This is a genomic window from Deefgea sp. CFH1-16 (genome assembly GCF_016881365.1).
Taxonomy (GTDB): Bacteria; Pseudomonadota; Gammaproteobacteria; order Burkholderiales; family Chitinibacteraceae; genus Deefgea.
Genome location: NZ_WLYT01000001.1, coordinates 2,144,808 through 2,171,312, shown reverse-complemented (window position 1 = coordinate 2,171,312; position 26,505 = coordinate 2,144,808). Strand labels below are relative to the sequence as shown.

Sequence of the window (26,505 nt, the reverse complement as noted above, 5' to 3'; positions counted from 1 at the left end):
GTTGCAATGAATCGAGTACAGTAGCGGTTCTGATCATTCTTTACTCGAGTCGATGTTGTGTTGCGACGACTATTCTTTATCCTAACGACCAGCATGGTCGGCTTTGCTGTAGCTGCGCCTAAAACGCCCAATACCAGCAATACCCAAGAACAACAAGCCGAGCTGCAAGAATTGCGCGGCCAAATTAAATCCCTGCAAAAAGACCTTTCTGCCAACGAATCCAACCGCAATGAAGCCGCCGATGCGCTTAAAAATGCTGAAAGCTCAATTTCAGAAGCCAATCGGGTGCTCAAAGAATTAGATAATCAGCGCCAACTGACCGCAGAAGAACTCACCAAGCTCAACTTAGATATTAGCAACACCCGCGGTCACATTCGCGAAAGCCAAAAACGCCTAGGCGATTTACTCAGTAGCCGTTACAAAACCGGCAATGTGGACGCATGGCGCTTGCTGATCAACCAAAAAGACCCCAGCCAAGCCACGCGTGACTTAAGCTACTACCGCTATATTGCCAAATCACAACAAGAGCTCGCCAAACAGTTAGAAGTTCAACTTAATGAACTCAATCTGCTCGCTAAATGAAATTCAAGAAAAAAACCAAGCCTTGCAAGAAATCGCGAGCGACAAACAACGCCAGCGCCAAGCCTTAGTCTCACAGCAACAAGAGAAAAAAGAGTTATACAGCCAACTGTCACAGACCATCAGCAGCCAACGCAATCAGATTCAAAAATTAGCTGCCGATGAAAAGCGTATCACTCAGTTGATTGAACGCTTAAACGCGATTATCAAACAACAAGAAATCGCCAGGGCCAAAGCCGCAGCCAAACAAGCGGCAGCGCGCAAAGCAGCACAAATCGCAGCGAAAAAAGCCGCAGAAAAAGCCAAAGCCGAACGTGCGGCACAGCAAGCCAAATTGGAGCAAGCGGCCAAAGCCGCAGGCAAACCGGCACCAACCCCACCACCAGAGCCTAAGACAAAACCTGAAAGTGACAATGAAGTTAATAATACCGTGCCAGATGCTAGCCAAGCGGGGCTTGCATTTGCGACACTCAAAGGCAAGATGCGTTTACCAGCCAAAGGCGAAATCATTGGCCGATTTGGCGCTCAACGCGGTGAAGGCGGAACTTGGAAAGGTTTATTTATCCGCACCAATACCGGTGAATCAGTCCATGCTGTAGCAACAGGACGCATTGTTTTTGCTGATTGGTTGCGTGGTTTTGGTAATTTAATGATCATTGATCATGGTGGCGGCTATATGAGTCTCTACGGCGCTAATGAAAGCTTGCTGAAACGTGTTGGCGATTCGGTGAAAGCTGGCGACCTCATTGCCAACGCAGGCAATAGCGGCGGAATGGCAGATTCCGGCGTATACTTTGAAATACGCCAAAACAGCCGCCCGCTTGACCCTGCGGCTTGGGTAAAATAATTATTTAGAGGCCTTTATGAGCCTTAACGATTCAAAACAGGAATAATCGGATGTCGCATAAGCCTTACAGTCGCTGGAAAAAAGTCAGCCTCCTCGCTGCAGGCGCTGGCCTCGGCGTAGCTCTTAGCCTTTCATTTAATGCTTCGGCAGATAAAGATTCCGTAAGCAATCCATTGCCGATTGATGAGCTTCGTGCATTCTCAACCGTTTTTGGCGTTATTAAACAAAGTTATGTCGAGCCAGTTGAAGATAAAAAGCTCATTAATGAAGCCATTAAAGGCATGGTTGCCGGGCTAGATCCACATTCAAGCTACCTTGATGAAGCCGCTTTTAAAGAGTTAAAAGTGAATACCCAAGGCGAATTTGGCGGTTTAGGCATTGAAGTCAATATGGAAGACGGCTTAGTGCGCGTGGTTTCGCCAATCGAAGATACACCTGCCTACCGTGCTGGTGTTAAGCCGGGCGACTTTATCGCTAAAATTGGTGATACCCAAGTGCAAGGTTTAACCCTTAACGAAGCCGTCGCCAAAATGCGCGGCAAAGTGGGCGAACCAGTCACCCTCACTTTACTCCGCAAAGGCGAAACCAAGCCTATCGTCGTGACACTGAAACGCGCGATTATTAAAGTGCAATCGGTTAAATACAAACTCGCGGAACCTGGGTATGGCTATATCCGCGTAACGCAATTCCAAGAACACACCAGCGAAAACCTCGGCCAAGCCATTGAAGCGCTTTACAAAGAAAACAAAGCGCCGCTCAAAGGTATCGTGTTGGATTTACGCAATGATCCAGGTGGCTTACTCGATGGCGCAGTCGGCGTTTCAGCCGCTTTCTTACCGAAAGACGCCTTGGTCGTTTACACCGAAGGCCGTGTTGCCGACTCTAAAATTCGTTTAACCGCGAATCCACAATTTTATCAGCGCGATAGCAAAAAAGACTTTTTCAAAGATCTGCCTGCTGACGCAAAAAATGTACCGCTGGTCGTGCTCGTCAACGGTGGCTCAGCCTCGGCCTCTGAGATTGTCGCTGGCGCCTTGCAAGACCATAAACGCGCTTTAGTGGTTGGCACGCAAACGTTTGGTAAAGGCTCGGTACAAACGATTCTGCCGATTGATGCCAAGAGTGCGCTCAAGCTCACTACTGCACGGTATATTCACGCCAAACGGCAGATCAATTCAGGCCAAAGGCATTACCCCTGATATTATCGTCGAAGACGCTACACTCAATGGTAAAGAAGACTTTGGTTTACGTTTGCGTGAATCCGATCTGGGCAAGCATTTAGATAATCCAAGTGATAAAGATGCTGGCAAAACTGAAGCCACACCAGCAGTGGTGAAAACCGAGATCAAAAAGCCAGCCAAACTCAATGCCAGCGGTATTGATCCGGATGAAAATCCGCGCGAATTGGTGTCAAAATCTGACTTCCAATTGCAGCAGGCACTCAATGTACTCAAAGTACAGCAATTAATGCTTAATAAAGACAAGCCCGGCGCGAAAAAAATAATTCGCGCCCAGCAAAAAGCCACTCATTCGAGTGGCTTTTTTTCGTCAATAAGGTCAATTACACAACGAATTTAGCATTCAGATAAAAGTAATGCCCCGTTGTTCAGTACGGGGCATTGGGGTCTTACTCTCGTATCAGCTAACGTGTTCAAAGCGCTAACTTCAATTCATCATACCGAGGGCACTTAATCAAATCTCTGCAATTTTGCCATAATTATAGTGTACTAATTTACATAAGCCATTCGCATAAACATCGACTTGTTCTGCGAAAAATCAGCGCATGATGTCGCAACAAGTAAAAATGCCCCGTTGTTCAGTACGGGGCATTCGATGGTTATATCTTTTGGTAGCGTGTTCAAGGCGCATTCCATGAGTTGAATAATACGCGACTCAAAACCTCAGTGCGTTGTATTTTTACCACCAAAACAAAAAGTTCTTTACTTTGATCGAATAGATCTTGAGTTTATATAAACTCAGATTCAATGCTTATTGCTCACCGCTCGCACCGTGACCACAAAAACACTGCAGCGTAACGCTCGCGAATCAAAATAAAACGCCGCTAACGCGCCCATCTGATACCGCTCAATATCGCGCGACGTCGCGTAATTTATACTTGTGTAAATGAACCCGACTTTAATTCTTTACGCCAGCCGCGATGGACAAGCCAAACTCATCGCGCAAAGGGTGCAGCAGCATTTAACGCAACAAGCCGTGCATAGCGAACTCGCCGACTTAAAATCGCCACCCAATATGGCCAAAAACTGGCAGGCCATTATCGTTGTGGCTTCGATTCGTTATGGCCGACACCATGCCGAAGTGCAGCAGTTTTTTGAGCGAAATACATTACTAGTACCATTGGCCATTATTTCGGTCAGCTTAAATGCCCGCAAAGGCGATGGCACACCGAATAGCTATTTAAAAAAACTGTTAGCGCAGCACCACCTGCAGCCATTTACCGCAATGTCGGTCGCTGGTCGTCTGGATTACCCACGTTATGGCTGGTTTGATCGGCTGATGATGCGCCTGATCATGAAAATGACTGGTGGTCCTAGTGATGGAAAATGCTGCGTTGAATATACCAATTGGCAACACGTTACCGAATTTGCTAGCACAGTGAGTCGCTATATTCAGCAAGAACAAAACCCGAACACCAAACCGCTATCGCAGTTTGGTGCTTAAGCTTAACGTGGTGGTGAAGTTCGAATTTGCTTGAGCTCGCCATCGATTTTTTGCCAACGCGCATGATGCTCACGAATCAGCTGCACCGCGTCTTCGATCGAATCAACCACAATCGGAATTTGCATATCAACGGCACTGGCTAAACCAGCGTTATTGTCGACCATATGGCGTTGCGCCCAATCCACCAGCTCATGCCACATTTCGCCAACTAAAATAATCGGCGTATCGTAAAGTTTTCGCACCTGAATCAACTGCCAAACCATCGACAATTCAAGCAAAGTGCCAATGCCACCGGGCGTCACAATAAACGCATTCGAGCGCATAATAAAATGATGTAAGCGCGAAAAAAACGTTTTATGTTCAAACACACGCCCTACAAAATCATTCACATTTTGCTCAAAATCCAAATCAATTCGAATCCCCACCGACGCCTCAGGCTTATTGGGCGCACCTTGACTCGCGCCTTCATTGGCCGCCTGCATTAAGCCCGGACCACCGCCGGTCACAATATGGCAGCCCATTGCCGCCAATTGCGAAGCCAATTGCTTCACCGCTTCATACGCTGGCGTATTGTCTTCAATTCGAGCCGAACCAAAAATCGTCACATGATAATCTGGCGTATGCGCTGGCCGCAGGCGCGATAAATCATCCACCGCATCCCAAAGTTTTAAAACCGCTGAACCAACAATATCCAGCGCCTCTTCATCGTCAATCGTACCGATGGGTTTGTTATATTCATTAATCATGATGAGTCACTTCAGTTACGCGCCATCAGACTACAGACGCTTTGATCTTAGAATGAACGTCGCTCATTGCTGACGCTAAAAACGAGGCCGCACTGCAATATCTTGCTCAGATCCATTATACAAAGTCATTGGAAATACAGCATATGCCTGCACTGATGCAAGACGGCACACTGCATGCGGGGCAAAGAAAAAACCAATTTTCATGATTCAACACCTTGCCATCCAATCAGCCTTTAGAATCTACCACTCGATGTCAATAAAAACAAAAGTAAAATTCAAAAAAGTAAATCTTGCCGTAAGTACATCCAAGTCCTAGCCTTAAAAAAACACCTTCGTGAGAACTCAGACGATGATTTTTTTTGAGTTAGTTTGGGACACACAGCAAAATTGGATCGGACTCTTTGCCCATCACGCACAACACGATGCCGATGCGCTCAGCGAGGTCTGTCATACCTACGAATTACTTAGCCTGCCCTGCATGCTACTCGATGAAACCGCAACGCCTCTGGCATCGCCATTAATGGCATTAATCCGCGACGAGCAGGGTATTGCACTGCCACAAGGCGGACATTTGCATTTCAAGGTGCAACATACTGCCGACTTAAGCCATCTTAGCCACCATGACGCGGCCTGCGGGTCTTGGTTTACCGAAGCCTCTAACTCAAGCAGCAACAGTAATCCAAGCCGACCAGTACTACTTGAAGTATTGAGTTTGATTGTAAGCGACGCTGAAATTGCCCAACTTGAAACCGCATTAGCCAAAGCCCCGCAACTGATGCTGAACTTGCTACGCCTGGTCAATTCAGTCGGTATGGGCAGCGCAACGCCGGCGCGCAGCATCCGCCAAGCCATTACCCTACTAGGTCGTCGTCAACTACAGCGTTGGCTACAGCTACTGATCTATGCCGAACAATATGGCGACAGTGGCAAACCGGCACTGCTGATTGCCGCGGCACTGCGTGGCAAACGCATGGCACAATGGGCCGAGCAAGGCTGGCTTGGCAATACCCAAGCCGATGAAGCTTTTTTATGCGGCATGCTATCACTGCTGGATCGGTTGTTTGGTGAGCCCTTGCAGCAATTACTCGCCCCCTTACCACTGGATGAGCATTTACGTTCAGCGCTGATTTCAGGCGACGGTATTTTGGGTGCCGCCTTAGTCCAACTGACCGCACTGGAAGCCGGTGATGCAGAGCATCCCTTAATTACGCCTTTATTAGCCAAACAAAAAACGTGGATCAATAGCGAAATTCAAGCCATTGCTTGGGTGCATCGCTTAGTACGTGAGTCGCTGTAACGTGTCGACACTCAATGAACTTGGCCCCAGCAGCTTGATTGTTAATGATCTAGCCGCCTCCTTAATTACCCTGGATTTACAAGGCTATATTACCGGCTGGAATAAAGGCGCTGAGCAGCTGTTTGGCTATTGTGCCGATGATGTGCTTGGCCGACATATTTTGATGCTCTATGCCGATGAAAGTGGCGATGACAGTGAGCTGCTGCATGCCGTGATGATGAGCGGTCATGCGCAAATGGAAGTTTTACGCCGCAAAAAAAATGGCGCGGTATTCTGGGCCAATATTCACCTGACCCTTATTCGTAATGACGAGCAAAAACCCGTCCGCATGATTGGTTATCTGACCGATATCACCGAACAATTGGCGGTCGAAGAAAAAAATAAGCTGTATAGCCACATTCTTGAGCAAGCCCCTGATGCGATTGTGATCACCAATTTACGCTTTAGCTGTGTCGGCTGTAATGCAGCGTATCACCACATTACTGAGCGAAAATTAGAGCAAACGCTGGGGCAGCTCCCCAGCTTTATGCTGGCGCAACAAAGAGAATCGTCCATCTTGCAGCAAATGTACGATTTACTTGAGCGTATAGGACATTGGGAAGGAGAACTTTGGGATGAGCGCGCCTCGGGTGATCGCTACCCGATTCATTTGGCCATCAGCGGAGTCAGAAACAAACGTGGCGATCTAACGCATTATTTTGCAATTTTTTCCGACCTGACTGAAAAAAAGCACGCCGAAGCCCAATTGCATCGCCTTGCGTATTTTGACCCTCTCACCAATTTACCCAATCGCACCATGCTCTTTACCTTGCTGGAACAAGCGCTTAGCGAGGCGCGCCGCAACCACCATCACGGCGCCTTATTGTGCTTTAACATTGCCCGCTTTAAAGCGCTAAACGACTCTTTTGGCCATACCGCTGCCGATCAAGTCTTAATCGAAGTTGGGCAAAGAATACGCGCCAGCTTACGCGATGAAGACGTCGTCTCGCGCTTTGCTGCCGATGAGTTTTATGTTGGTTTATTTGATATTCGCCACCGTGATGATGCGGCGATGGTAGCGCAAAGGATTTTACTTCGCATTAGTCAGCCTTTTCTGCTCTCAGAAGAAGAAATACTCCTCAAAGCGTATATCGGCATCAGCATTTATCCCGACGATGGTCGCGACGCTGAAAAACTCATCAATCAAGCCGCTGTGGCCTTGCATCGAGGCAAACAAGCGCAGCAAGATTTATTGTTTTATTCACCCGAAATGAATCAACGTTCGATGGCCCGTTTAAAACTATCTAACGAATTACACCATGCCTTAGAGCGCAATGAATTAAAACTCTTTTATCAAGCACAATACGACACGCAAAATACCCGCATTGTGGGCGCAGAAGCTTTGATTCGCTGGCAACATCCAGTTCGTGGCTTTATCTCGCCAGCTGAATTTATCCCTTTTGCCGAAGAAACTGGCTTGATCGTGCCGATTGGTGAATGGGTGCTGTCCGAAGCGATTGAACAGTTAGCGCGCTGGGATCAAGCCGGAATCGAGCTCAATCGTTTATCGATCAATTTATCGGCGCAACAATTTAAAATCAATTTAACTGATCTGTTATTAAACAAACTCAAACAGCATCGAATTCAAACGCAACGTATTGAACTCGAACTCACTGAATCCATGCTGATGAAAAATGATGAAGCAACGCTTAGCCTATTACTTAACCTTAAAGCCGCAGGTTTTTCTTTGGCACTCGACGACTTTGGAACGGGTTATTCCAATTTATCGTACTTACAACGATTTACGCTCGACTACCTTAAAATTGATCAAAGCTTTATCCGTGGTTTGCCAAATGACCCCGGCAGCGCAGGCATTGTCAACGCCATTTGCGGAATTGCCAGTAGCTTAAATTTACGACTGATTGCTGAAGGCGTTGAAACCGCCGAGCAATTAAGCTTTTTACAAAAAACGGCGTGTGATCAAATTCAAGGTTATCTATTAAGCCGCCCAATTCCCGCCGATGAATTTGCCGTGTTATTTACACGCAATCTTGAACAATTTCAGCACAAGCAAACACGATAATTTCCCCACTATTGGCAAACATCAGCATCGCGAATCTAAAATTTAACTTGTTTTTATCGACCCCCTCCATAAGAATAAGTCGCAAGCCAAATTATGCGCTGAGCACTTATCCCCTTACTTTCATAGGAAAATATCATGGGTTTACTCGATTCTTTAGCTGGTCAATTTCTCGGTGGCAGCAATAGCGAAGGCGCAATGGGCATGCTCAGCACCTTACTTGAACAACAAGGCGGCGTTGCTGGCGTGGTGGAAAAAATTTCAAAATGGCGGTTTAGGTGAAATCGCACAATCGTGGGTGGCCAGTGGTCAAAACCTGCCGATCTCCAGCGAGCAAATTGAAGCTGTGCTCGGTAACGAAACCGTCGCGGGCATCGCCAGCAAACTGGGTATTGATCCCGCAACTGCCGCAGGACAAATCTCGACACTCTTGCCACAATTAATCGATGGCTTAACGCCAAATGGCCAAATCGAAGCTGGCAACCCGGATGTCATGGGTGCGGCAATGAATTTAATCAAAGGTAAATTATTCGGTTAATTGCCGCTGATATTCTGATTGGGTGTTGATGCTGTGCCGCAAGCACTTAAAACCATCAACACCGAATCAAAATAGCAAAAAATACGTAGGTATATAACTCTAAGCCATACCCTAAAAGACCAGCTAATCAATACCCCCAGCAATACCCTCTGCCTGCTTTTGACGAAACGCCCACCAATGACTACCGCTAAAATTCCACAGTAAACCTACCGCCGTGGCCAATAGTTGCGCTGGCCAATAACCCCAAAGCCAATGCCCAACCAAGAGCGCCATCAAACCAGTATTGATACACCAGCCAATACCGGTAATGGTATAAAACTTACTGATGGCCTCTCGATGCGGCTGACCATGCTGCTTAAACGTTAAAAAGTAATTTAATAAGTAATTGGCCACCGAGCCCAGCGCATAGCCAATTCCCGATGCCACCGCCGCTTTCAACGCCAATAGTTCAACGCCCAGCCACAGCACCAAATATTGAATCGCCGTACCGCAAACACCTACCGCGGCAAAGATGAAGAATTTTTTTACCGTGCGATGCATCGATTAACCCAATAAGTGCTGGTGCAACATTGTTATGTCAAAGCGTGAACGCCTAGTCAGTACATCAAGTACGACTAGGCAAGACAAGGATGCCAAAACTCAACCTTATTCTTTCGGTGGAAAGCCAATACGATCTTGCACCACGTATAAAGGGCGACGTTTTATTTCGTTATAAATCCGTCCGATATACTCCCCCAAAATCCCAATACACAGCAATTGCACCCCGCCAATAAACAGAATCGCCACCATAATCTCAGCCCAACCGGCCACCCAATCGGTGGTGGTTAAACGCACGATCAAGGTATTGATAATCCCGATCAAGGCCAAAAATGACGAAAGTAAACCAATCGTGATCGATAACTGCAAAGGTTTGGTCGAAAAAGACAAAATGCCATCGGTAGCAAAACGCACCATTTTGCGCAGCGGATATTTACTTTCGCCAGCAAAACGCTCGGCGCGGCGATAAGGCAATGCCACCTGCTTAAACCCCACCCAGCTCACCATACCGCGAACAAATCGATCGCGTTCGGGCATGGCTTTGAGCACCTCAACCACCTGCCTGTCCATTAAACGAAAATCGCCGGTATCGAGCGGAATCGGCACATCGGAGAGTTGATTGAGCACCCGATAAAATGCTCTGGCGGTAATCAGCTTAAACGCCGATTCGCCGGGACGATCAACCCGCGTGCCGTAGACCACATGATAGCCATTACGCCATAACGCGATCATTTCACTAATGACTTCGGGTGGATCTTGCAAATCAGCGTCGATTAACACCACCGCATCACCGCTGGCGGCATCAATGCCGGCGGTAACCGCAGTTTGATGACCAAAATTACGCGCAAAACCAATCACCCGCATTTCTGGGTTTTCAGCTTGTGCCGCGAGTAATAAGGCGCGAGTCCGATCTTTACTGCCGTCATCGACAAAAATAAACTCGCAATCCATATCCACCACCATGGCGCGAAACTCGGCCAAACGCCGCAGTGTTTCGGCAATCACTTCTTCTTCGTTGTAACACGGAATGACTACAGATAAACGTTGTTGCATGTCCCCTCCTGCGCTCGGATGGCGCTCAGCCTAAGGCTATTTTTAATTTTTATTTTGCTAGGGTCTGTTGACGTTTGATTCGCCGCGAAAAAGCACTCCAGCGCGGCGGGAAACCAATCGTCAACAGACCCTAGCAGTACCCCGCCAACGATTCACAACCTTACAGCATCACCGTGACCTTGGAAAGCCCAGTTCGTCTCAAGCTGAGCTGGGGTTTTGTTTTCAGCGAGTCCACTGCGCAGAGTGATGCAATTACACGACAAAGCCACGCCAGCAAACGCTTTAGCGTTCACTAATATAGCGCCATCGATATTGCACTGCAGTATCGCAGCCAAACCATAGCTGGCTTCATTTTGTAAGAAAAGCGCGGTTTCTCAATCATGATGGCCAGCGATCAGCGCCAAATGATTCTGAATGCCGTGCTAGGCGTAAGGATTTAGAGTCGTTATAGTGCTCACTTTGCTTGTGACTGAGTCAGCCTGACATGCCTCGATATGCTGCACCTATGCTCGCCCGCCAATGGGTGATGATTTTTTCTGCTGGGATTATTACTCCCAATCTTAAGCAGCCTTGCGCATGCCGAAACTGCGGCCAATTTATTGCACAATGCCGATGCCGAAACGACGAGCCCATCGGGCAACGCTGCTGGCTGGAATTTTGATCACTGGACGCAAGGCGAGCCCGCCAGTCAGGCTAGCCGCGACAGCACGGTCAGCCATAGTGGCAGCGCTTCGCTCAAAATCAGCCTGCCACAAGGCGATGATGGCAAGCTAATCCAAGCTGTGCCAGTTGAACCCAATACCTGGTATCGGTTATCGGCTTGGGTAAAAACCGTCGGCATCCCCAATGCAGTCAAAACTGGCGCCAACCTGAGCGTGATTGACGCAATGGAGTTTGTTGGCGACATCAAAGGCGATCAAGACTGGCAACAAATCGTTGCATGGGGGCAAACCGGCCCTGAACAAAAAGAAATCAAAATCGCCGCTCGGCTGGGCTTTTACGGCAGTTTAGCCACCGGCACCGTCTGGTTTGACGATATCAGCCTAAGCCAAAGCGAGCCGCCAGCGGGCGCAAAAATCATCAGCTTTATGCCGCCACCGCCAGCCCCTGCGGCCACAACTAGCTCCTCTGCGGCGCTGGTCAATAGCGTGGTCATTGGTGCAAGCTTGGCCTTTTTACTCTTAGCATGGCTCGCCATCCAAAACCGCAGCGTACTCAATCATCGCTTTGCTGACTTGGCAAATGGCACTCTCTCTTGGCAGCAAACTGCGTCCGCACTGACTTTAATCGCCGTAGTGATTTTTGGCTAAAGCATGGGGCGCGGGGTCATACCTTGGTTACACCCAAGACGTTGGCACATTTAGCGCATGGGCGCTTGATATGTATAGCCGTGGCTTTGCTGGCTTTTATCAACCGGGTTATTTTGCCGATTATCCACCCGGCTATATCACCGTACTGTGGCTGGTTGGCGCGATCTCCAACACCTTTGGCATTCATTACGGCACGCCGGGATTTTTGGTGTTACTCAAAATGCCGGCCATGCTGGCCGATATCGCCGGAGTGGTGTTTTTACTCTACGTGGCGCGCGAGCCACATCGCGCATGGGCGCTGATCGCGGCGCTGTTATGGTTACTCAATCCTTTGGCTATCGTCACCTCCGCATTTTGGGGACAGGTCGACAGCATTTTTACGCTGATTTTAGCCGCGTCATTGTTAATGCTCGAGCGTCGCCGCATCGTCTTGGCGGCCAGTTTGTACGCCGTTGCCGTGCTGTTTAAGCCGCAGGCTTTATTGGTCGGGCCGATTGCCTTAATCGCACTATTGTCGCTGCGTGATCGGACGTTACAACTCAAAGCGCTCGCTGCCGCCGTCGGCACTTTTATTTTGCTGTCTCTGCCGTTTACCATTTCACGCGAACCCTTATGGATTTTCAGTCTGTATGGCGGCACGCTCGCCAGCTACAACTACCTCACGCTGAATGCATTTAATCTTTACGCGCTACTAGGCCAAAATTGGCTACCGAATGAAACGCTGTTTCTGGGTTTGCAAGTGAGTACTTGGGCTTGGCTGCTGACATTAAGCGCCTTGGCTGCCGTCTGCTGGGGCGTCATTGCCAGCCCGCAACGCGGCCCAGCTACTGGCCGATTCTTGTACGGTGCTTTTGCTATTTTTGTGCTGTTTTTTGTGCTTTGGCCCCAAAATGCACGAGCGCTATTTATTCCCAGCGGCCTTTATGGGTTTAACGGTATTTTTGGTCATTGGTGATAAACGCGTATTGTGGTTGGCCATCACCGCCAGCATAACAACCTTTGCCAATACGCTGGTGACGCTGGATATGATGACGCGGCTACAAAGCTCGCAAGTCCCCAATAGCAATGGCTTTATGCTGCTCTGCAGTTTGCTGAATGTGATTTTACTGATCCAAACCTTGCGTATTGGCTACGATATTTTTTGGCGTGGCCAAATCAAAACTTATACCGATACCGATCAAACTGAAGCCGCCGATCCAGCCGCTCAGACACAACAGCAAACGCCGCGCACTGATCTGGTCGAGCCATTACCTTTAGCGCCAGTGAGTCGTTCCGCGTGGTTGGCCTTGGCGGGAATTTGCCTGCTGTACAGCATTGCCGCCTTTACCTATTTGGGCAATTTTGCTTCGCCGCAAAAATTCTGGCAGCCCAATATTGGCAAGGAATCAGCAGTATATGACTTGGGCCAAATCAAATCGGTGGCTAGCGTGCAATACCACCATGGTTTAGGTACGGGTGAATATGCGCTGGCTTGGTCAAGTGATGGGCAAAACTGGGTGAATCGCGCCGGGATTATTGTTGATAATCGCTTTGCCGAATTTCGCTGGCGCACCCTGCCGGTTAATCTGCCTGCGCGCTATTTGAAGGTCAATCTCAGCACCGGCGCCTTGCAAATGAACGAGCTGGCGCTGCGCGACCATCAAGGGCAATTACTCGCGCTACAGCAAATTAGCGGGCCAAGCCAAGCCAATGCCTTGATTGACGAACAAGACAAAACTGTCACGCTATCGACTGCGCTCAATGGCATGTATTTTGACGAGGTGTATCACGCGCACAGCGCTTGGGAAATCCTGCAAGGCATAGATGCCACCGAAAACACCCACCCGCCTTTGGGCAAAATCATCATCGCCATCGGCGTGGCCATTTTTGGCATGAATCCTTTTGGCTTTCGCTTTATGGGCGTGACCTTTGGGATTTTGATGCTGCCGGTTTTTTGGTCTATCGCGGCGGTTGTTACGCTCCGAGCCATTTGCACTCTTGGCCACCGCGCTGCTGGCGGTCGATTTTATGCATTTCACACAAACGCGCATTGCCACCATTGACACCTATGGGGTGTTTTTCATCCTCGCCAGCGCCTATTGGATGCTGCGCTTTATGCAAAGCGAGCCCGCCAAAAACCACTGGCAAACCGATATCAAGTCGCTATTACTCTGTGGCACGATGTTTGGCCTAGGCGCAGCCAGCAAGTGGATTGTGCTGTATCACGGCGTTGGCCTCGCGGCACTTTATACGTGGCATCTATGGCGACAAGCTCAAGTCGCGCGCCAATTGCCACCGGCGCTACCCGATCAGCGCGGCTACGCGCAATGGCTGATCCAAACGCTATTGGTTTCGGTGCTGGGCTTTATTGTGATTCCGCTACTGATTTATACCGCCGCGTATATTCCGCTCATGCAAGCCACTGGCCAAGGGATTGGCGGCATGCTCGCCAACCAAAGCAGCATGTTGCAATACCATAGCCAGCTTAAAGCCACCCACCCCTTTAGCTCGTTCTGGTATGAATGGCCAACGATGGTTAAACCGATGTGGTATTACGGCGGCAGCGAATGGACTGGCCCAGCCAAAGTCTCCACCATTAGTGCTTTTGGCAACCCAATCACCTGGTATTTGGGTACCTTGGCGTTTTTAGTGCTGCTCGGCTGGCGTCTGCTACTGAGCAATGCCAAAACCAGCGCGGCACTCTGGACACTCAGCGCGCAGCAAAAAATGGCGATGGGCTTTATCCTGATTGCCGGCTTGGCGCAGTTTTTACCTTGGGCAGTGATCCCGCGCAAACTGGTGTTTATCTATCACTTTTTTGCCTCGGTACCGTTCATTATTTTGGCGCTGGTGTGGTTGCTGCAAGCCGTGCAGCTCAACAATGCCAACCGCACTTGGGCCAAATATCTGCCGTGGAGTGTCTTTGGCGTCGCCCTTATCCTATTTATCGCCTACTTCCCCGCCATCAGCGGCCTACCCGTCCCCCGAGGCTGGCTCGAATTCATCAGCCACGGACCGATTGCTTTGTATTTTTAAACGCTCAGCCCAATAAAAAACGACCTGCGGGTCGTTTTTTTATTAGGGGCTAAAACGACGAAGCGCCCACCAGCAAAACCATGGTAAGTAATAATCCTTGCCCAATCACGGCAAATACGCTGAAATCGCGCCATGACTTTTCAATGCCGCCCCCTGTGTGCCGCCTGCTGCACCGCCCCTTCTATCTCTAGCCCGATTCCCGGCATGCCCAATGGCAAGCCCGCTGGTATTGCCTGTATTCAACTCGACGAAAATCTAGCCTGCAAAATCTTTGGCCAGCCAGAGCGCCCAGCCGTCTGCGCTGGGCTGCAACCGTCATTAGAAATGTGCGGTGAGAACACCCCGCAAGCGATGTTTTATTTAACGCAGCTTGAAATCGCCACCGCACCGCAAAACCCCAAGCAGCAATAAATCATTCGAGTGTGGAATTTGTAAATGTGGACTCGCCCACTGGCTAAATAAGGAAAACCTTTGTGGGTAAGCCAGTTCCTACTAGGTCGACTAAAACCGAACCATCATCAGATTTATTGCAGCGAAAAGCGACATGAGCGCAATAAAACTCAGGCATAAGCCGAGTCGGCATTTTTTAAGTCAGCTCGAAAGTCATCAACGATAGGTATCAATTTTGAACATACAGGTGTGAAAGCACCCTTGGAGTAATTTATGGTTTGGCTGGACAATTCAAGAATAATCGCAATTTTTGCAGTGGTGCTTTTACACATTTCAGCGCGCGTCGTGATTCAAAGTGATATTGGCACCACCCATTGGTGGATTGGCAATATTTATGATTCGCTCGTAAGATGGTGCGTTCCCGTTTTTGTCATGATTAGCGGTGCATTATTACTTGACCCAAGCAAAAAAGAAGACTTAAAAACTTTTTACCTAAAAAGATTGTCACGGATATTAATACCACTTATTTTTTGGTCGGCTTTTTTCTTGCTTTTTGCCAACTTGCAAAACATTATCCAAGGTGAGTCTCTGCCAATCTTAGAATGGGCAAAGATCATTTTATCTGGCCGTCCGTATTATCATATGTGGTTTCTGTATATGATCATCATTCTTTATTTGTTTACGCCATTTTTCAGAAAAATAGTTGCAAATTCATCCAAAAATGAAATTTTAGCTCTTGTTTTATTAACATTAATAATATCAGCATTAAACAGCTTTTTATTGCCAGAATCTAATATTTTTATTAACTGGTTCCTATCTTACATACCCTACTTCTTTCTTGGTTATTTGATCAAGGAAGACCAGAGTGACTATCCAAGTCCTATTGTATGGGGTGTATTTCTTGGATCGGTTATTTTGACTGCGGCAGGATGTTATATTGTTGCAATAAAAGAAGGTTTAGAGGCTGGGCTATATTTTTATCATTATTTAAGTGTTACCGTAATCCCTATGTCAATCAGTGCTTTTTATCTACTTAAGAAATTGACCAAGCCAATTGGCAGCATGGTACTTACTAAAAAATAGCCGCATTAACCCTGGGTGTTTATCTAGTACATCCAATAGTAATTAATATAATTAATGCTGCTGGTTACGGTCCGCTCAACTTTCACCCTATAGTCTCAATTCCCGTCATCACTGTTGTGGTTTTTAGTTTGTCTTTAATTACTGCTTGGCTCATTAATACAGTGCCCTACCTAAAGCGAGTGATTTAATACCGCAATACTGCGGCGAGAACGCCCAACAGGCGATGTTTTAGTTAACGTAGTTTGGAATCGCTACCTCGCCACAGCGCCATTGCGGCCAATAAATAAAGCCACTGCAATCATATCTGCAGTGGCTTTATTTTTTGCGGATTTTAATAACTTGCTGCAGTCACCGTTTGATCGAGCACGGTTAGATCGGGCAAGGTTTTGCAGGCGTCGGCAGCCACAATCCATTTTTCCGGCACAAACCAGCTTTTGGCCGCCGCATCGACGTTGGCACGGGTCAAAATCTGCTCTGGTTTTGGATTCACCCAGCTCAAGTCATGGTTATAAACCCAGTGAAACATTTGCGAATACGCATACCAGTAAGGATATTTAGGTCCGTTATCAAGGCCTTTTTGCATGAATTCATGCATCGCTTTGAGCTCGGTATCGGTCACTGAGTGTTGACTGAGTTTTCGCAATTCCTGCGCGGCCAGCACTAAAGCCTCACCGCATTTTTCACGCGATACGCTGTACTCCAAACCCAGTGTTGGACCAAAGTATTGCGACATTTCACCCCAGGCATTTACGGTATAAGAATCACCAGCCTGCTCGCGCAATGTGGTCAACAAGCGTTGTTTAATCACGTCGTTTAAGCCTTCTTGCAAAAATGCATTTTGGGTATTTGCCGCTACGCCTTCTAGCGCAACGCTCCAGACGGTATACGCCTGATTATGAAACGAGAACGTTTTGAGTGATTCTTTTAAACGCTCGCTCAACAGCGTATTGGATAAAGCGTGTTGTTTGGCTTCGATCTTACTTGGTAACAAGGGCACGGCATCGGGCTGGGCTGCAGGAATACTGCCGATATAGCGCTCAACCAAGTCTTTGGCCTGCGCCAAATCGGCAACGCCGGTCAACACCATCCGCAATTGCGCTGGATTGCCGAACAACTGCGCGCGTAATTGATCGAGTTTTTCGGTGCTAATCGCAAAATCACTCAAACTACCCCAAGCACGATACGGCCATGCCGCACCAAATAGATTTTGGTTAAACCCCGGGCCATTAGGCCAATAGCTTTGATACGCTTGCGTGGTCGCTTTTTCTCTAGCGGCGTGATCACTGCGCGGCTTAGCCAGGCTGAGATAAATCAGCTGCATCAAGGGCTCAAAAGAACGCGTTGCCGCACTACCACCAAAACCATGCCGGGCGGTTTCGAACATCGGCTGCAATTGCAATTCTTCATTGCGAATCGCTTGCATCAATTGCGCGGTATTTAAATCCCCCACCCCTGCTTGCGTCATATAGTTCGGCAAAATTTGAGCGACAAAGCGCCATTCTTTAGGCAAAGCCAAAGCACCACCGGCAAATCGACCATTCACGCCGATGCGTTCATCCGCTTGGCGCTGCGTTCGCACCAGTACTTGCGCGCCATTACTCAGCGTCCACACTGTTACCCCACGCTCAGTCTGGGTCTGAACAATTTGTCCACGCGCGGGCTGCTCGCTCATTAGCGGCTTATCGGCTTGCGCCACTTGCGCTGGCAATGTCTCAGCATCCACAGCGGCCATCATCGCGGCTAGTTTTTCATCGTGCCAAGTATCGCCGTCCTTCCTACTGCTCGAATCTTTGGGGCGCAATATCATTGCGATTTGATCGGGCGTCGTGACGACGCTTTGCCATGCGGCATTCACCGCCTGCGGTGTTATCGTTGCAGGGTCAAAAATAGCTTTTTGCTCAGCGGCATAAAAAGTAGGAATGCCTAGTTTGGCAGAACCTAATAATGAGTTTGCCCATATCTCATTCGACACCGGTATATTTTTCACCACCAAAGCAAAGCTAGCGATGGCATCGGCCACTTCAGCATCGCTAAAGCCTGTTTCACGCGCACGGCGCACTTCACGATACAACTGCGTTAATCCATCACCCAACGCTTCAGCATTTAAAACAGCATACAAAGTCAGATAGCGTTCACGACTAACAAAGCTACCACTCCAATCGACCCATTCCACGGAAGAAAAGTGCTGATTCTCTTGCGTCGCCATTTTTTGCAAGCGCTGCTGCATTGCCTGCATCGCAATACTTTGCAACTGAACTTGTGTAGCATCCGTAGCTGGTTGCTGAATGAAATTCCACGATAAGGCAAATGCATTCTGCGGCCAAGGAGGAGGATTGCCTCGGTAGCTGCGTACTTTCGGCGTCAGCGGCAAAGCCGGATATTGGCTGGCCTGATCGCCCATCGGCGCTTTAGCAAACAGCGTTTTGATGGTTTGCTCGATATTTTTTGGCACGTCACCGGCAACGACCAAAGTCATTTTTTGTGGCTGATACAGCTTGCGATACAGTGCTTCAACCCGCTCAGGCGACAAGTCGCGTACATTTTCCTCAAAACCGATCGGCATATTTTCAAGGTGTGGCGCATCCGGAATCAGCACCGAATAAAACTGCTGCCAAGCGCTTGAATCGCCCTTGCGTAAATTAATTTCATCAAGAACAACTTGTCGCTCGGTTTTGAGCTCTTCAGGGGCAAATACAATTTTGCCATTGGCCCAATCCGCCATCAGCAACAGGCCACGATCTAAAGACTCACGCTTGAGTTTAAAAAAATACGTGGTATTTTCGAAGCCAGTAAATGCATTACTGTCATTGCCCATGCGCATCCCATTGCTGGAATACAGTTCTTTGATTTCATCTTTAGCAAAACTTTCTGTCTGCCGAAACGCCATATGCTCAATCAAATGCGCAACGCCGCGCTCGTCTTTGGCTTCGCTGAGCGAGCCGCTATTAACCAGCAAACGCAGCTCGACTTCGCTGGCTTGCCCAGCTTGTGGCGCAATCGGTTTGATTAAATAACGCAGGCCATTGGGCAATTGCCCTTGGATGACACTGGGGTGCAGGTGCGGAATCAGCGGCAGTTTTTCTACCGCGCCAGCCAACGATGCCACGCTAAATAGGGCTATAAATAGTAGGTTTGTTTTTTTCATGACAGCCTCAAGAAATTATGCCGTCGTACTATACCTCTGTTAGTCTTTTCTTTCAGTTGAACTTATGTCAGCTTTAAGTTGAAGATCGCCCAGCGGCGGCGTGAACAATCCAGCAATGATCAGCCAAACCCAGCCTTACGCGATTTGAGTGTCCATTTAGAGCCTGGAAAAAAACAAGGTACAATCAAACGTTTTACACGGGCGGTGGCACGCAGTAAGCGCCAACCGAACGCCTCATCGTGCAGTTCAACCCAATGAACTGCGGTGCGTTAGCCCCCAACTTCACGATGGAAAATCAGACATGGAACAAACCCTGATTCGAATGATGGATGCCAAAAGCGATCCGTTAACGAGCTTAAAAGAACTCATTGACGCCTTGCGCCCGGGCAAGGTGATTGATGGCGTTACTGCGATTAATAATGCGCGCGCGCTGTGCTATTTGCTCGAGCAACACGCTGAATATCGGGCGGCGCTACGTAAGCAGTTGTTTACGCTACTGGGCACCACGCGCCAAGTACAGCTCTATACCGATACCGGCATTTTATCCAATGAGAGCGTCTTTACCGCGATTGTTCGCCGTGTCGGCTCCAAGCTATTACCGCCACCGGTGAAGCCCGAATACCTTAAAGATTTATTCGGGGTATTGTTCCCCAATACTAATGATTATGTTTGGCTTAACGATATACCCACCGAAGTTTGGTTTGAAGTCGGCGCTGCCGCGCATTTAGAAGAACTGAGTTTAGCCGAGATTCCTACGCATATTCGCTTGCAGCAGCTCGAAGCGATTCAAGTGTTGTCGTGCCGGCTGTCGGCGATTGGTTTAGAGCCAGAAATCGTTTTGCACCATCCCGATGTTGAGCGCTTTGAATCGCCGTTTGTGCGCTTGAATGCCGAAGTTTTAAGCTATATCGAGCGCTATCGCGAAGACCTCACTGCGCGCCGCCCACCGGATGAAGATCATTCGCATATTTTGGTTTTGCTGCAGCAATGCGAGCAAATCATCGCCAAAGTGTGGAAAATGGCCGCCAAAAATGGCGCGTCTGTGAGCCTGACCTATCATTTGCTGCGCCTCAAGCAGCATATTGATCGCTTAAAAGTGCTGTTTGATTTGGTCGATTCGATGACGCCAGAAAAACACGGCCCGGCCTTGCTTGGCTTATTTCTTGAGCTGGTGAAAGCTGAAAACCGTAAATACAGCGTTCGCGATGTATTGCAAGAAAACACCGAATTGCTGGCACTACAAATCACCGAGCATGCCAGCCACACAGGCGAGCATTACATCAGTGAAACCCGCAGCGAATGGCTGCAAATGTTTCGCTCGGCCGCTGGCGCAGGGGTGATTGTTGGTTTTATGGCTTTGATTAAAATCTTGTTCGCCAAAGCGCATTTACCCCCATTACTCGAAGCCTTTGCTTTTAGTATGAATTACGCACTGGGCTTTATGCTGATTCATATCCTGCATTTTACCGTTGCCACCAAGCAGCCAGCGATGACCGCAGCACGGATTGCAGCGGCGTTGCCAACGATAGAAAACAAAAAAAATGAAGCCTATACCGAGCTGATCGAATTGATGATCAAGGTGATTCGCACGCAATTTATTGCGATTGTCGGTAACGTGTTACTCGCCATTCCCGTGGCGCTGGGCATTGCTTGGCTGTGGTGGTATGAATTTGGTCAGCATGTGGTCGACACCACCAAGGCTGACAAAATGCTGCAAGAGCTGATGCCAATTGCCGGGATGGGGATTTTTTATGCGGCGATTGCCGGTTGCTGCTTATTCTTGGCTGGTTTTTGATTTCGGGCTATTACGACAATAAATCGCTATACAACCAAATCCCGCAACGGATTGCCGCGATGCCACTCCTGAATAAAATCTTTGGCGAATATCGCAGCCGCCGCCTTGGCCAATATATCGAGCACAATCTGGGCGCGCTGGCGGGTAATTTTTATTTCGGGATTATGCTGGGCAGTATGGGCACGCTGGGCTTTCTACTCGGGCTGCCGCTCGATATACGTCACATTACCTTCTCTGCGGCCAACCTCGCTTATGCGGTATCGGCGTATAACTTTACTTTAGCGTGGCCGATTGTGGCTTGGGGCGCTGTGGGTGTTGCTGCTATTGGTGTTACCAATTTATTTGTCAGCTTTACTTTGGCGCTTTGGGTCGCAATGCGCTCCCGTAAACGCCGCATGAGCGAGCTAAAACCGTTATGGGGCAAATTCTGGCGTCGGGCGATGAGCCGACCGATTGATTTATTTATTGCCCCCAAACCGGCCATCGAAGCAGTCAAAACACCGCCGCTAGAGGAAAAACAAGGATGAGTATTGATCTTGAGATCGTTGAAGCTTTAACCGGCCCGGGCTATTTGGTCGTGCCCAATTTTTTAGACGCCAACCATTTAGCGCAGTTAAATGAATTATTTGCCAGCCGAGAAGAAGACTTCGTTGCCGCTGGCGTAGGCCGTGAGGCTGCGCTGCAAGTGCGGCAAGACATTCGCGGCGATGCCGTGCTTTGGGTCGAAAACGATGATCCGGCGATGCAACAAGCCAATCAAAGAATGCGCGATTTACAGCAAACACTGAATCGCGAGCTGTATTTGGGGCTGGATGAATTGGAATGGCACTTTGCCCGTTACCCTGCTGGCAGTTTTTACCAGCGCCATCTTGACCAACATCGGCATCAAGACAGCCGTGTAGTCACCGTGGTGCAATACCTGAACCAAAATTGGCACGAGGACGATGGCGGGCAATTGCGAATTTATTTAGACGACGAGCAAACTCTGGATGTCACGCCGTATGGTGGCACCTTGGTGGTGTTTTTATCCAACCGATTTGAGCACGAGGTATTGCCCGCCAGACGAGAGCGGCGATCACTCACCGGTTGGTACCGCCGCCGCCCGTGAACCACTCCACAGCCAAAACCAACCATACCGAGTAAAATCGGTATGGTTTTTTTTACGCAATTGATCGTTGAGCACCCTCAGCGCAGCCCAAGGAGCATTGGATGAAAACGCATTGGATTAAAATCGGGCTGCTCAGCGCCGCCTTACTCACGGGTTGCGCCAGCAATGATGCAGCCAACATCTATACGCAAAATGAAACCCTGCAAGTGGCGCGTGCACGCAGCGGTCAAATCGAGCAAATTCGTGATGTTGAAGTTAAACCGGGCAAACAATTGGGCATCGGTGGTGTGGCTGGCGGTGTGGTCGGTGGCTTATTGGCGGGCAATCACATCGGCCAAGGCACGGGCAGTGTGATTAGCAGCGTGTTTGGCGCTTTATTAGGTGGTTTTGTCGGCAATCAGCTCGAAGACAATATGCGCACAAAAATGGCCAAAGAAATTACCGTGCGCATGCACGACAATGGCGAGCGACTAGTAATTGTGCAAGATGCCGACCCAGCGCTGCGCGTGGGGCAAAAGGTAGATGTGATTGCCAACGCCAACAACGCCCGAGTGGTGCCTGCCCAGCCCTAAGGTCTGTTGGCATTTGGTTCTCGATCCGCAAACCAAACGTCAGCAGCCGGACGTCCGAGGCGCAATGCCGCATCGGACGTCGATACAAATTAATAGCCCAAACGCTGACACACCGTCGACACCGCGCCTGCGGCGTTCAGCGTGTAAAAATGTAAGCCCGGTGCGCCGCCCGCCAATAGGCGGTCCGATAACTCGGTCACAAAGTCCAAACCAAACGCGCGAATCGACGCGGTATCATCCGAATAAGCCTGCAACCGCAGGCGTAACCAGCGCGGAATCTCCGCCCCACACATATCCGAAAAGCGCTGTAATTGACTGTAATTTTGAATCGGCATAATTCCCGGCACAATCGGGATGCTCACGCCACGCGCTTGCACTTCGTCAACAAAGCGAAAATACGCGTCAGCATTAAAGAAATATTGCGTAATTGCAGAATCAGCCCCGGCATTCACTTTATTAATAAAATGACGCAAATCAGCTTCGGCACTGGGCGACTGCGGATGAAATTCGGGGTAAGCGGCGACTTCAATATGAAACCAATCGCCAAATTCACTGCGCAAAAAACTCACTAGTTCATTGGCATAACGAAACTCGCCAAATTCACCCATGCCCGATGGAATATCGCCGCGCAAAGCGACGATATGTTTAATGCCATGATTTTTGTATTGCTGAACCACTTGGCGAATATTGTCTTTGGTCGAGCCAATGCAAGATAAATGCGGCGCAGCAGCGTGGCCAGCGGCTTGAATATCCACCACGGCACGCAACGTACCTTCTTGCGTGGTGCCGCCAGCGCCAAAGGTTACCGAGAAAAATTCAGGATTAAATTGCGCTAATTGCCGCCGAGTCGTGGCCAATTTAGCCGCACCTTCGTCGGTTTTTGGTGGAAAGAACTCAAAACTAATCGGACGCAAAGGATTCGTCATGGCACAGCCGCTTGTTTACAATCTCAATAGATGAATCATATCACTGAGTTTCTATCATCATCATGAAGGTAATTCATAGTCAGATTAATCTTTTTATCAATGACTATAAAGCCGCAACACTATTCAGTCAGACGTTTATGTCTGTAAGAAAAGCGCTTAATATTCCTGTGAACTTGAGCATTCGACTCAGGCTTGGTTATTCAATACCAATACACAAACAGGAAGAGACGATCATGACACGCAACACAATTCGCATCGCCAGCCTGCTCGGCGCACTACTATTAGCGGCCGGTGTTCAGGCGGCAACCTGGCAAGAAGGCACAACGTATTCAGCCAATACCATCATCGATTACAACGGAAAAACCTATAGCGCTTTAGTCACGCACACCGCTTATGTCGGTGCCGGCTGGAATCCAGCGGCAACACCAACGCTGTGGAAAGAAGTCGGCAACAGCGTTAGCCCCGCCCCATCGGCAGGACCGACAGCCAGCCCAAGCGCTAATCCAACGACCAGCCCAACAGCCACACCCACCACCAGCCCAGTTGCAAGCATTACCCCAACCTCACCGCCAATCAGCGGTGTGGCCGCTTGGGATGCCAGCAAAGTGTATAACGGTGGCGCACGCGTGAGTGTCGGCACGGCAATTTATGAAGCCAAATGGTGGACCCAAGGCAATCTGCCAGGGAGCGACCAATGGGGGCCGTGGAAGTTAATTTCAGGATCAGTTGCCACACCTACCGTAACACCAACGGCCACACCACCTGCAACGCCCACGCCTGTCGTATCGCCAACACCGACGCCAACCAGTACCCCTTGCCCGATTGTGACCCCAATCCCAGGCAGCACTTGGGTGCCACCAACGACACCAGGCACTTGCGGCTATTGGGTGCCGCCAACACCAACGCCGTCACCATCGCCCACACCAACCACCTCACCAACAGCGAGCCCAACTCCAAGCACCACACCGGGCACTGACTTGCTACCGAAACACGTGGTGGTGGGTTACTGGCACAATTTTGACAATGGCTCTGGCGTAATGCGCCTCAAAGACGTACCAGCCGAATACAACATCATCAATGTCTCTTTTGCTGAAGGTGATCAAAGCGCTGCCAAAGGTACTGCCGCTTTTGTACTCGACAAGCTGTTTAACGAAGCTGAATTTATCGCCGACATTAAACTCAAGCAATCCCAAGGCGTGAAAGTTTTGGTTTCCTTAGGCGGTGCCAATGGGGTGATTGTGATCGACTCACTCGAAGCACGTGAACGGTTTATCAAAACGCTGGGCGACATCATTGCCAAATATGGCTTCGATGGTCTCGATCTAGACATGGAAAACAATCTAACCATTACCGCCCAAGACGACTACCGCAAACCCGTTACACCACAAATTGTGAATGTGATCGCCGGCGTAAAAGCCATCAAAGCTCGCTTTGGTGACAAATTTATCCTGACGATGGCGCCAGAGGTGAATTACGTTCAAGGTGGCCATGGCTTTTACGGCGGCACATGGGGCGGCTACTTGCCGATCATCCATGGCCTGCGTGATGAGCTCAACCTGCTACACGTTCAGCATTACAACACCGGCAGCATTGGTGGCACGGACGGCCGTCAATACTCGCAAGGCACGATGGATTTCCAAGTAGCGATGACCGATATGTTGCTCACCGGCTTTAATTTGGGTGGCGATGTGAATAAACCCTTCCCAGCATTACGCGCTGACCAAGTGGGTTTTGGTTTACCAGCCACCACCAGTGCCGCCGGTGGCGGTTACCTGTCGATTGCCGAAACGCAAAAAGCCTTGGATTGTTTGATGAAATTGCAAAATTGTGGCACTTACAAACCACTGAAAGCGCAGCCCGATTTACGCGGCATTATGACTTGGTCAATCAATTGGGATAGCAAACAAGCCTACCAATTTGCCAAAAGCCACAGCGCTTACTTTAAAAAAATAAAACGCCGCCATAAAGCAAAGCGGCCTCATTATGAGGCCGCTTTTTTGTGATGAATTATTATTATCAAATAATCGCAGATTCATTTAGCGTTTGATTGCTGATTAATGATTAATGATTCGCCGAGCATGCCATATCGTTAATGTCTTCATCATTTGGATCGGCATATTCTTCGGCGATTTGTGCAAATCGATCGGCACAGATTTCAAACGCATCGACTAAATCAGGGTCAAAATGCTTGCCACGCCCTTCAATAATGATATTCATCGCCATCTCATGTGAAAATGGTGGTTTATAGACACGCCGACTACGCAGGGCATCATACACATCGGCGATCGCCATTAATCTAGCACTCACCGGTATTTCTTCACCTTTCGCGCCGAGTGGATAACCAGAGCCATCCCATTTTTCTTGATGACCGTAGGCAATTTCACGCGCATAGCGTAAAAATAAGCTTTCACCCCCCAACATTCTTTCCACTTCTAAAATAATATTCCGGCCATACGTTGGATGATTTTTCATAATGGTGAATTCTTCCGGCGTTAAGCGCGCCGGTTTATGCAAAATTGCATCAGGAATGCCTACTTTGCCAATATCATGCAAAGGCGCTGATTTAGTCATCCATTCAATACTAATACTATCGAGCTCAACAATAAATCGTGGGTGATTCATCACCGCATTAGCCAGTAATCGAACATATTCTTGCGTGCGTTTTAAATGCAAACCAGTTTCTTCATCACGCAATTCAGCCATAACCCCCATCGCCATAATAATGGCATCTTGCATTTTATAAAGTTCTTGCGTTCTTTGGCTTACACGATCTTCTAGTAATAAATTATGTTCTCGGATCGAGTTTTTTAAATCTTGCATTAA

At 48.8% G+C, this 26,505-nt stretch carries 24 protein-coding genes and 1 pseudogene; 19 read left to right on the top strand and 6 right to left on the bottom strand.

From position 1 onward, the window contains the following. Nucleotides 1-57 precede the first annotated feature (57 nt). From GKO28_RS11890 to hemG, 4 genes and pseudogenes are all read left to right on the top strand, one after another. Nucleotides 58-582, top strand: a complete 525-nt coding sequence (locus GKO28_RS11890; RefSeq protein WP_182076397.1) for a murein hydrolase activator EnvC — start codon at nt 58-60, stop codon at nt 580-582. Further along, on the top strand, nt 557-1,426 hold the full coding sequence (locus GKO28_RS11885) for a murein hydrolase activator EnvC (RefSeq protein ID WP_182076396.1): 870 nt from the start codon (nt 557-559) through the stop codon (nt 1,424-1,426). The genes GKO28_RS11890 and GKO28_RS11885 overlap by 26 nt, the downstream gene beginning before the upstream one ends. A 50-nt stretch (nt 1,427-1,476) precedes the next feature. Then, nucleotides 1,477-3,004: pseudogene (locus tag GKO28_RS11880) on the top strand (S41 family peptidase). A 546-nt stretch (nt 3,005-3,550) separates the two neighbouring features. Beyond that, nucleotides 3,551-4,108: a menaquinone-dependent protoporphyrinogen IX dehydrogenase gene (gene hemG / locus GKO28_RS11875; protein ID WP_182076395.1), complete on the top strand. Its 558-nt coding sequence runs from the start codon at nt 3,551-3,553 to the stop codon at nt 4,106-4,108. 2 nt (nt 4,109-4,110) lie between these two features. Here hemG and GKO28_RS11870 read toward each other — a convergent pair whose 3' ends face one another. Beyond that, complete coding sequence (locus tag GKO28_RS11870) at nt 4,111-4,854, bottom strand: LOG family protein (RefSeq protein WP_182076394.1); 744 nt, start codon at nt 4,852-4,854, stop codon at nt 4,111-4,113. 349 nt (nt 4,855-5,203) lie between these two features. Between GKO28_RS11870 and GKO28_RS11865 the strand changes: the two genes are divergently transcribed. The 4 genes from GKO28_RS11865 to GKO28_RS11855 all read left to right on the top strand — a co-directional run bounded on the left by GKO28_RS11865 (nt 5,204) and on the right by GKO28_RS11855 (nt 8,748). After that, on the top strand, nt 5,204-6,151 hold the full coding sequence (locus tag GKO28_RS11865; RefSeq protein WP_182076393.1) for an HDOD domain-containing protein: 948 nt from the start codon (nt 5,204-5,206) through the stop codon (nt 6,149-6,151). Next, nucleotides 6,138-8,213 (top strand): bifunctional diguanylate cyclase/phosphodiesterase, encoded by a 2,076-nt coding sequence (locus GKO28_RS11860; protein WP_182076392.1) that lies wholly within the window; start codon nt 6,138-6,140, stop codon nt 8,211-8,213. The genes GKO28_RS11865 and GKO28_RS11860 overlap by 14 nt, the downstream gene beginning before the upstream one ends. A gap of 135 nt (nt 8,214-8,348) precedes the next feature. Beyond that, nucleotides 8,349-8,492 (top strand): hypothetical protein, encoded by a 144-nt coding sequence (locus GKO28_RS20010; protein ID WP_247646516.1) that lies wholly within the window; start codon nt 8,349-8,351, stop codon nt 8,490-8,492. Next, entirely contained in the window at nt 8,449-8,748 is a 300-nt protein-coding gene (locus tag GKO28_RS11855) for a YidB family protein (RefSeq protein WP_247646515.1), read from the top strand. Before GKO28_RS20010 ends, GKO28_RS11855 begins: the two co-directional genes overlap by 44 nt. Nucleotides 8,749-8,871: 123 nt before the next feature. On the opposite strand, the gene GKO28_RS11850 is transcribed toward GKO28_RS11855, so the two are convergent. Together GKO28_RS11850 and GKO28_RS11845 are read right to left on the bottom strand one after the other, a co-directional pair. Then, nucleotides 8,872-9,288, bottom strand: a complete 417-nt coding sequence (locus tag GKO28_RS11850; protein WP_182076391.1) for a GtrA family protein — start codon at nt 9,286-9,288, stop codon at nt 8,872-8,874. A gap of 105 nt (nt 9,289-9,393) precedes the next feature. After that, the gene (locus tag GKO28_RS11845; protein WP_182076390.1) at nt 9,394-10,338 is read right to left on the bottom strand and encodes a glycosyltransferase family 2 protein; all 945 of its coding nucleotides are present in this window, start codon (nt 10,336-10,338) and stop codon (nt 9,394-9,396) included. 599 nt (nt 10,339-10,937) lie between these two features. On the opposite strand from GKO28_RS11845, the gene GKO28_RS11840 reads away from it, so the two are divergent. From GKO28_RS11840 to GKO28_RS11815, 6 genes are all read left to right on the top strand, one after another. Beyond that, nucleotides 10,938-11,648 carry a hypothetical protein gene (locus GKO28_RS11840; protein ID WP_182076389.1) on the top strand — a complete coding sequence of 237 codons (711 nt, stop codon included), beginning with the start codon at nt 10,938-10,940 and terminating at the stop codon, nt 11,646-11,648. Further along, a complete protein-coding gene (locus GKO28_RS11835; protein ID WP_182076388.1) occupies nt 11,641-12,603 on the top strand; it encodes a hypothetical protein in 963 nt (320 codons plus the stop codon). The genes GKO28_RS11840 and GKO28_RS11835 overlap by 8 nt, the downstream gene beginning before the upstream one ends. Next, nucleotides 12,539-13,690, top strand: a complete 1,152-nt coding sequence (locus GKO28_RS11830; protein ID WP_182076387.1) for a hypothetical protein — start codon at nt 12,539-12,541, stop codon at nt 13,688-13,690. The genes GKO28_RS11835 and GKO28_RS11830 overlap by 65 nt, the downstream gene beginning before the upstream one ends. Beyond that, entirely contained in the window at nt 13,599-14,663 is a 1,065-nt protein-coding gene (locus GKO28_RS11825) for a phospholipid carrier-dependent glycosyltransferase (RefSeq protein ID WP_307838999.1), read from the top strand. The genes GKO28_RS11830 and GKO28_RS11825 overlap by 92 nt, the downstream gene beginning before the upstream one ends. 132 nt (nt 14,664-14,795) lie before the next feature. Continuing rightward, a complete protein-coding gene (locus GKO28_RS11820; protein WP_182076385.1) occupies nt 14,796-15,074 on the top strand; it encodes a YkgJ family cysteine cluster protein in 279 nt (92 codons plus the stop codon). A 252-nt stretch (nt 15,075-15,326) separates the two neighbouring features. Then, nucleotides 15,327-16,136, top strand: a complete 810-nt coding sequence (locus GKO28_RS11815; protein WP_203564120.1) for an acyltransferase — start codon at nt 15,327-15,329, stop codon at nt 16,134-16,136. Between the two features lie 331 nt (nt 16,137-16,467). Here GKO28_RS11815 and GKO28_RS11810 read toward each other — a convergent pair whose 3' ends face one another. Then, nucleotides 16,468-19,281, bottom strand: coding sequence for a M16 family metallopeptidase (locus tag GKO28_RS11810; protein WP_182076384.1), 2,814 nt, complete (start codon nt 19,279-19,281; stop codon nt 16,468-16,470). A 301-nt stretch (nt 19,282-19,582) separates the two neighbouring features. On the opposite strand from GKO28_RS11810, the gene GKO28_RS11805 reads away from it, so the two are divergent. The 4 genes from GKO28_RS11805 (at nt 19,583) to GKO28_RS11795 (ending at nt 22,756) form a co-directional block, all read left to right on the top strand. After that, the gene (locus GKO28_RS11805; protein WP_282099289.1) at nt 19,583-21,076 is read left to right on the top strand and encodes a recombinase; all 1,494 of its coding nucleotides are present in this window, start codon (nt 19,583-19,585) and stop codon (nt 21,074-21,076) included. Beyond that, nucleotides 21,049-21,603, top strand: a complete 555-nt coding sequence (locus GKO28_RS21540; RefSeq protein ID WP_282099287.1) for a hypothetical protein — start codon at nt 21,049-21,051, stop codon at nt 21,601-21,603. The genes GKO28_RS11805 and GKO28_RS21540 overlap by 28 nt, the downstream gene beginning before the upstream one ends. After that, entirely contained in the window at nt 21,600-22,184 is a 585-nt protein-coding gene (locus tag GKO28_RS11800) for a 2OG-Fe(II) oxygenase (RefSeq protein WP_182076383.1), read from the top strand. Before GKO28_RS21540 ends, GKO28_RS11800 begins: the two co-directional genes overlap by 4 nt. 101 nt (nt 22,185-22,285) lie before the next feature. Next, the gene (locus GKO28_RS11795) at nt 22,286-22,756 is read left to right on the top strand and encodes a glycine zipper 2TM domain-containing protein (protein WP_182076382.1); all 471 of its coding nucleotides are present in this window, start codon (nt 22,286-22,288) and stop codon (nt 22,754-22,756) included. Nucleotides 22,757-22,845: 89 nt separating this feature from the next. Here the strand turns inward: GKO28_RS11795 and metF are convergent, their stop codons facing one another. Then, nucleotides 22,846-23,682, bottom strand: coding sequence for a methylenetetrahydrofolate reductase [NAD(P)H] (gene metF / locus GKO28_RS11790; RefSeq protein WP_173533238.1), 837 nt, complete (start codon nt 23,680-23,682; stop codon nt 22,846-22,848). 233 nt (nt 23,683-23,915) lie between these two features. Between metF and GKO28_RS11785 the strand changes: the two genes are divergently transcribed. Beyond that, entirely contained in the window at nt 23,916-25,685 is a 1,770-nt protein-coding gene (locus GKO28_RS11785; protein WP_210768901.1) for a chitinase, read from the top strand. Nucleotides 25,686-25,743: 58 nt separating this feature from the next. On the opposite strand, the gene GKO28_RS11780 is transcribed toward GKO28_RS11785, so the two are convergent. After that, nucleotides 25,744-26,502 (bottom strand): HD-GYP domain-containing protein, encoded by a 759-nt coding sequence (locus GKO28_RS11780; protein ID WP_247646514.1) that lies wholly within the window; start codon nt 26,500-26,502, stop codon nt 25,744-25,746. Nucleotides 26,503-26,505: the final 3 nt, after the last annotated feature.

Bases quoted from the DNA above. Each gene is read 5' to 3' on its own strand.
- GKO28_RS11885 (WP_182076396.1), top strand. From the start codon at position 557: ATGAACTCAATCTGCTCGCTAAATGAAATTCAAGAAAAAAACCAAGCC.
- hemG (WP_182076395.1), top strand. From the start codon at position 3,551: ATGAACCCGACTTTAATTCTTTACGCCAGCCGCGATGGACAAGCCAAA.
- GKO28_RS11870 (WP_182076394.1), bottom strand. From the start codon at position 4,854: ATGATTAATGAATATAACAAACCCATCGGTACGATTGACGATGAAGAG.
- GKO28_RS11865 (WP_182076393.1), top strand. From the start codon at position 5,204: ATGATTTTTTTTGAGTTAGTTTGGGACACACAGCAAAATTGGATCGGA.
- GKO28_RS20010 (WP_247646516.1), top strand. From the start codon at position 8,349: ATGGGTTTACTCGATTCTTTAGCTGGTCAATTTCTCGGTGGCAGCAAT.
- GKO28_RS11850 (WP_182076391.1), bottom strand. From the start codon at position 9,288: ATGCATCGCACGGTAAAAAAATTCTTCATCTTTGCCGCGGTAGGTGTT.
- GKO28_RS11845 (WP_182076390.1), bottom strand. From the start codon at position 10,338: ATGCAACAACGTTTATCTGTAGTCATTCCGTGTTACAACGAAGAAGAA.
- GKO28_RS11830 (WP_182076387.1), top strand. From the start codon at position 12,539: ATGCACGAGCGCTATTTATTCCCAGCGGCCTTTATGGGTTTAACGGTA.
- GKO28_RS11820 (WP_182076385.1), top strand. From the start codon at position 14,796: ATGACTTTTCAATGCCGCCCCCTGTGTGCCGCCTGCTGCACCGCCCCT.
- GKO28_RS11815 (WP_203564120.1), top strand. From the start codon at position 15,327: ATGGTTTGGCTGGACAATTCAAGAATAATCGCAATTTTTGCAGTGGTG.
- GKO28_RS11810 (WP_182076384.1), bottom strand. From the start codon at position 19,281: ATGAAAAAAACAAACCTACTATTTATAGCCCTATTTAGCGTGGCATCG.
- GKO28_RS11805 (WP_282099289.1), top strand. From the start codon at position 19,583: ATGGAACAAACCCTGATTCGAATGATGGATGCCAAAAGCGATCCGTTA.
- GKO28_RS11800 (WP_182076383.1), top strand. From the start codon at position 21,600: ATGAGTATTGATCTTGAGATCGTTGAAGCTTTAACCGGCCCGGGCTAT.
- GKO28_RS11795 (WP_182076382.1), top strand. From the start codon at position 22,286: ATGAAAACGCATTGGATTAAAATCGGGCTGCTCAGCGCCGCCTTACTC.
- metF (WP_173533238.1), bottom strand. From the start codon at position 23,682: ATGACGAATCCTTTGCGTCCGATTAGTTTTGAGTTCTTTCCACCAAAA.
- GKO28_RS11785 (WP_210768901.1), top strand. From the start codon at position 23,916: ATGACACGCAACACAATTCGCATCGCCAGCCTGCTCGGCGCACTACTA.
- GKO28_RS11780 (WP_247646514.1), bottom strand. From the start codon at position 26,502: ATGCAAGATTTAAAAAACTCGATCCGAGAACATAATTTATTACTAGAA.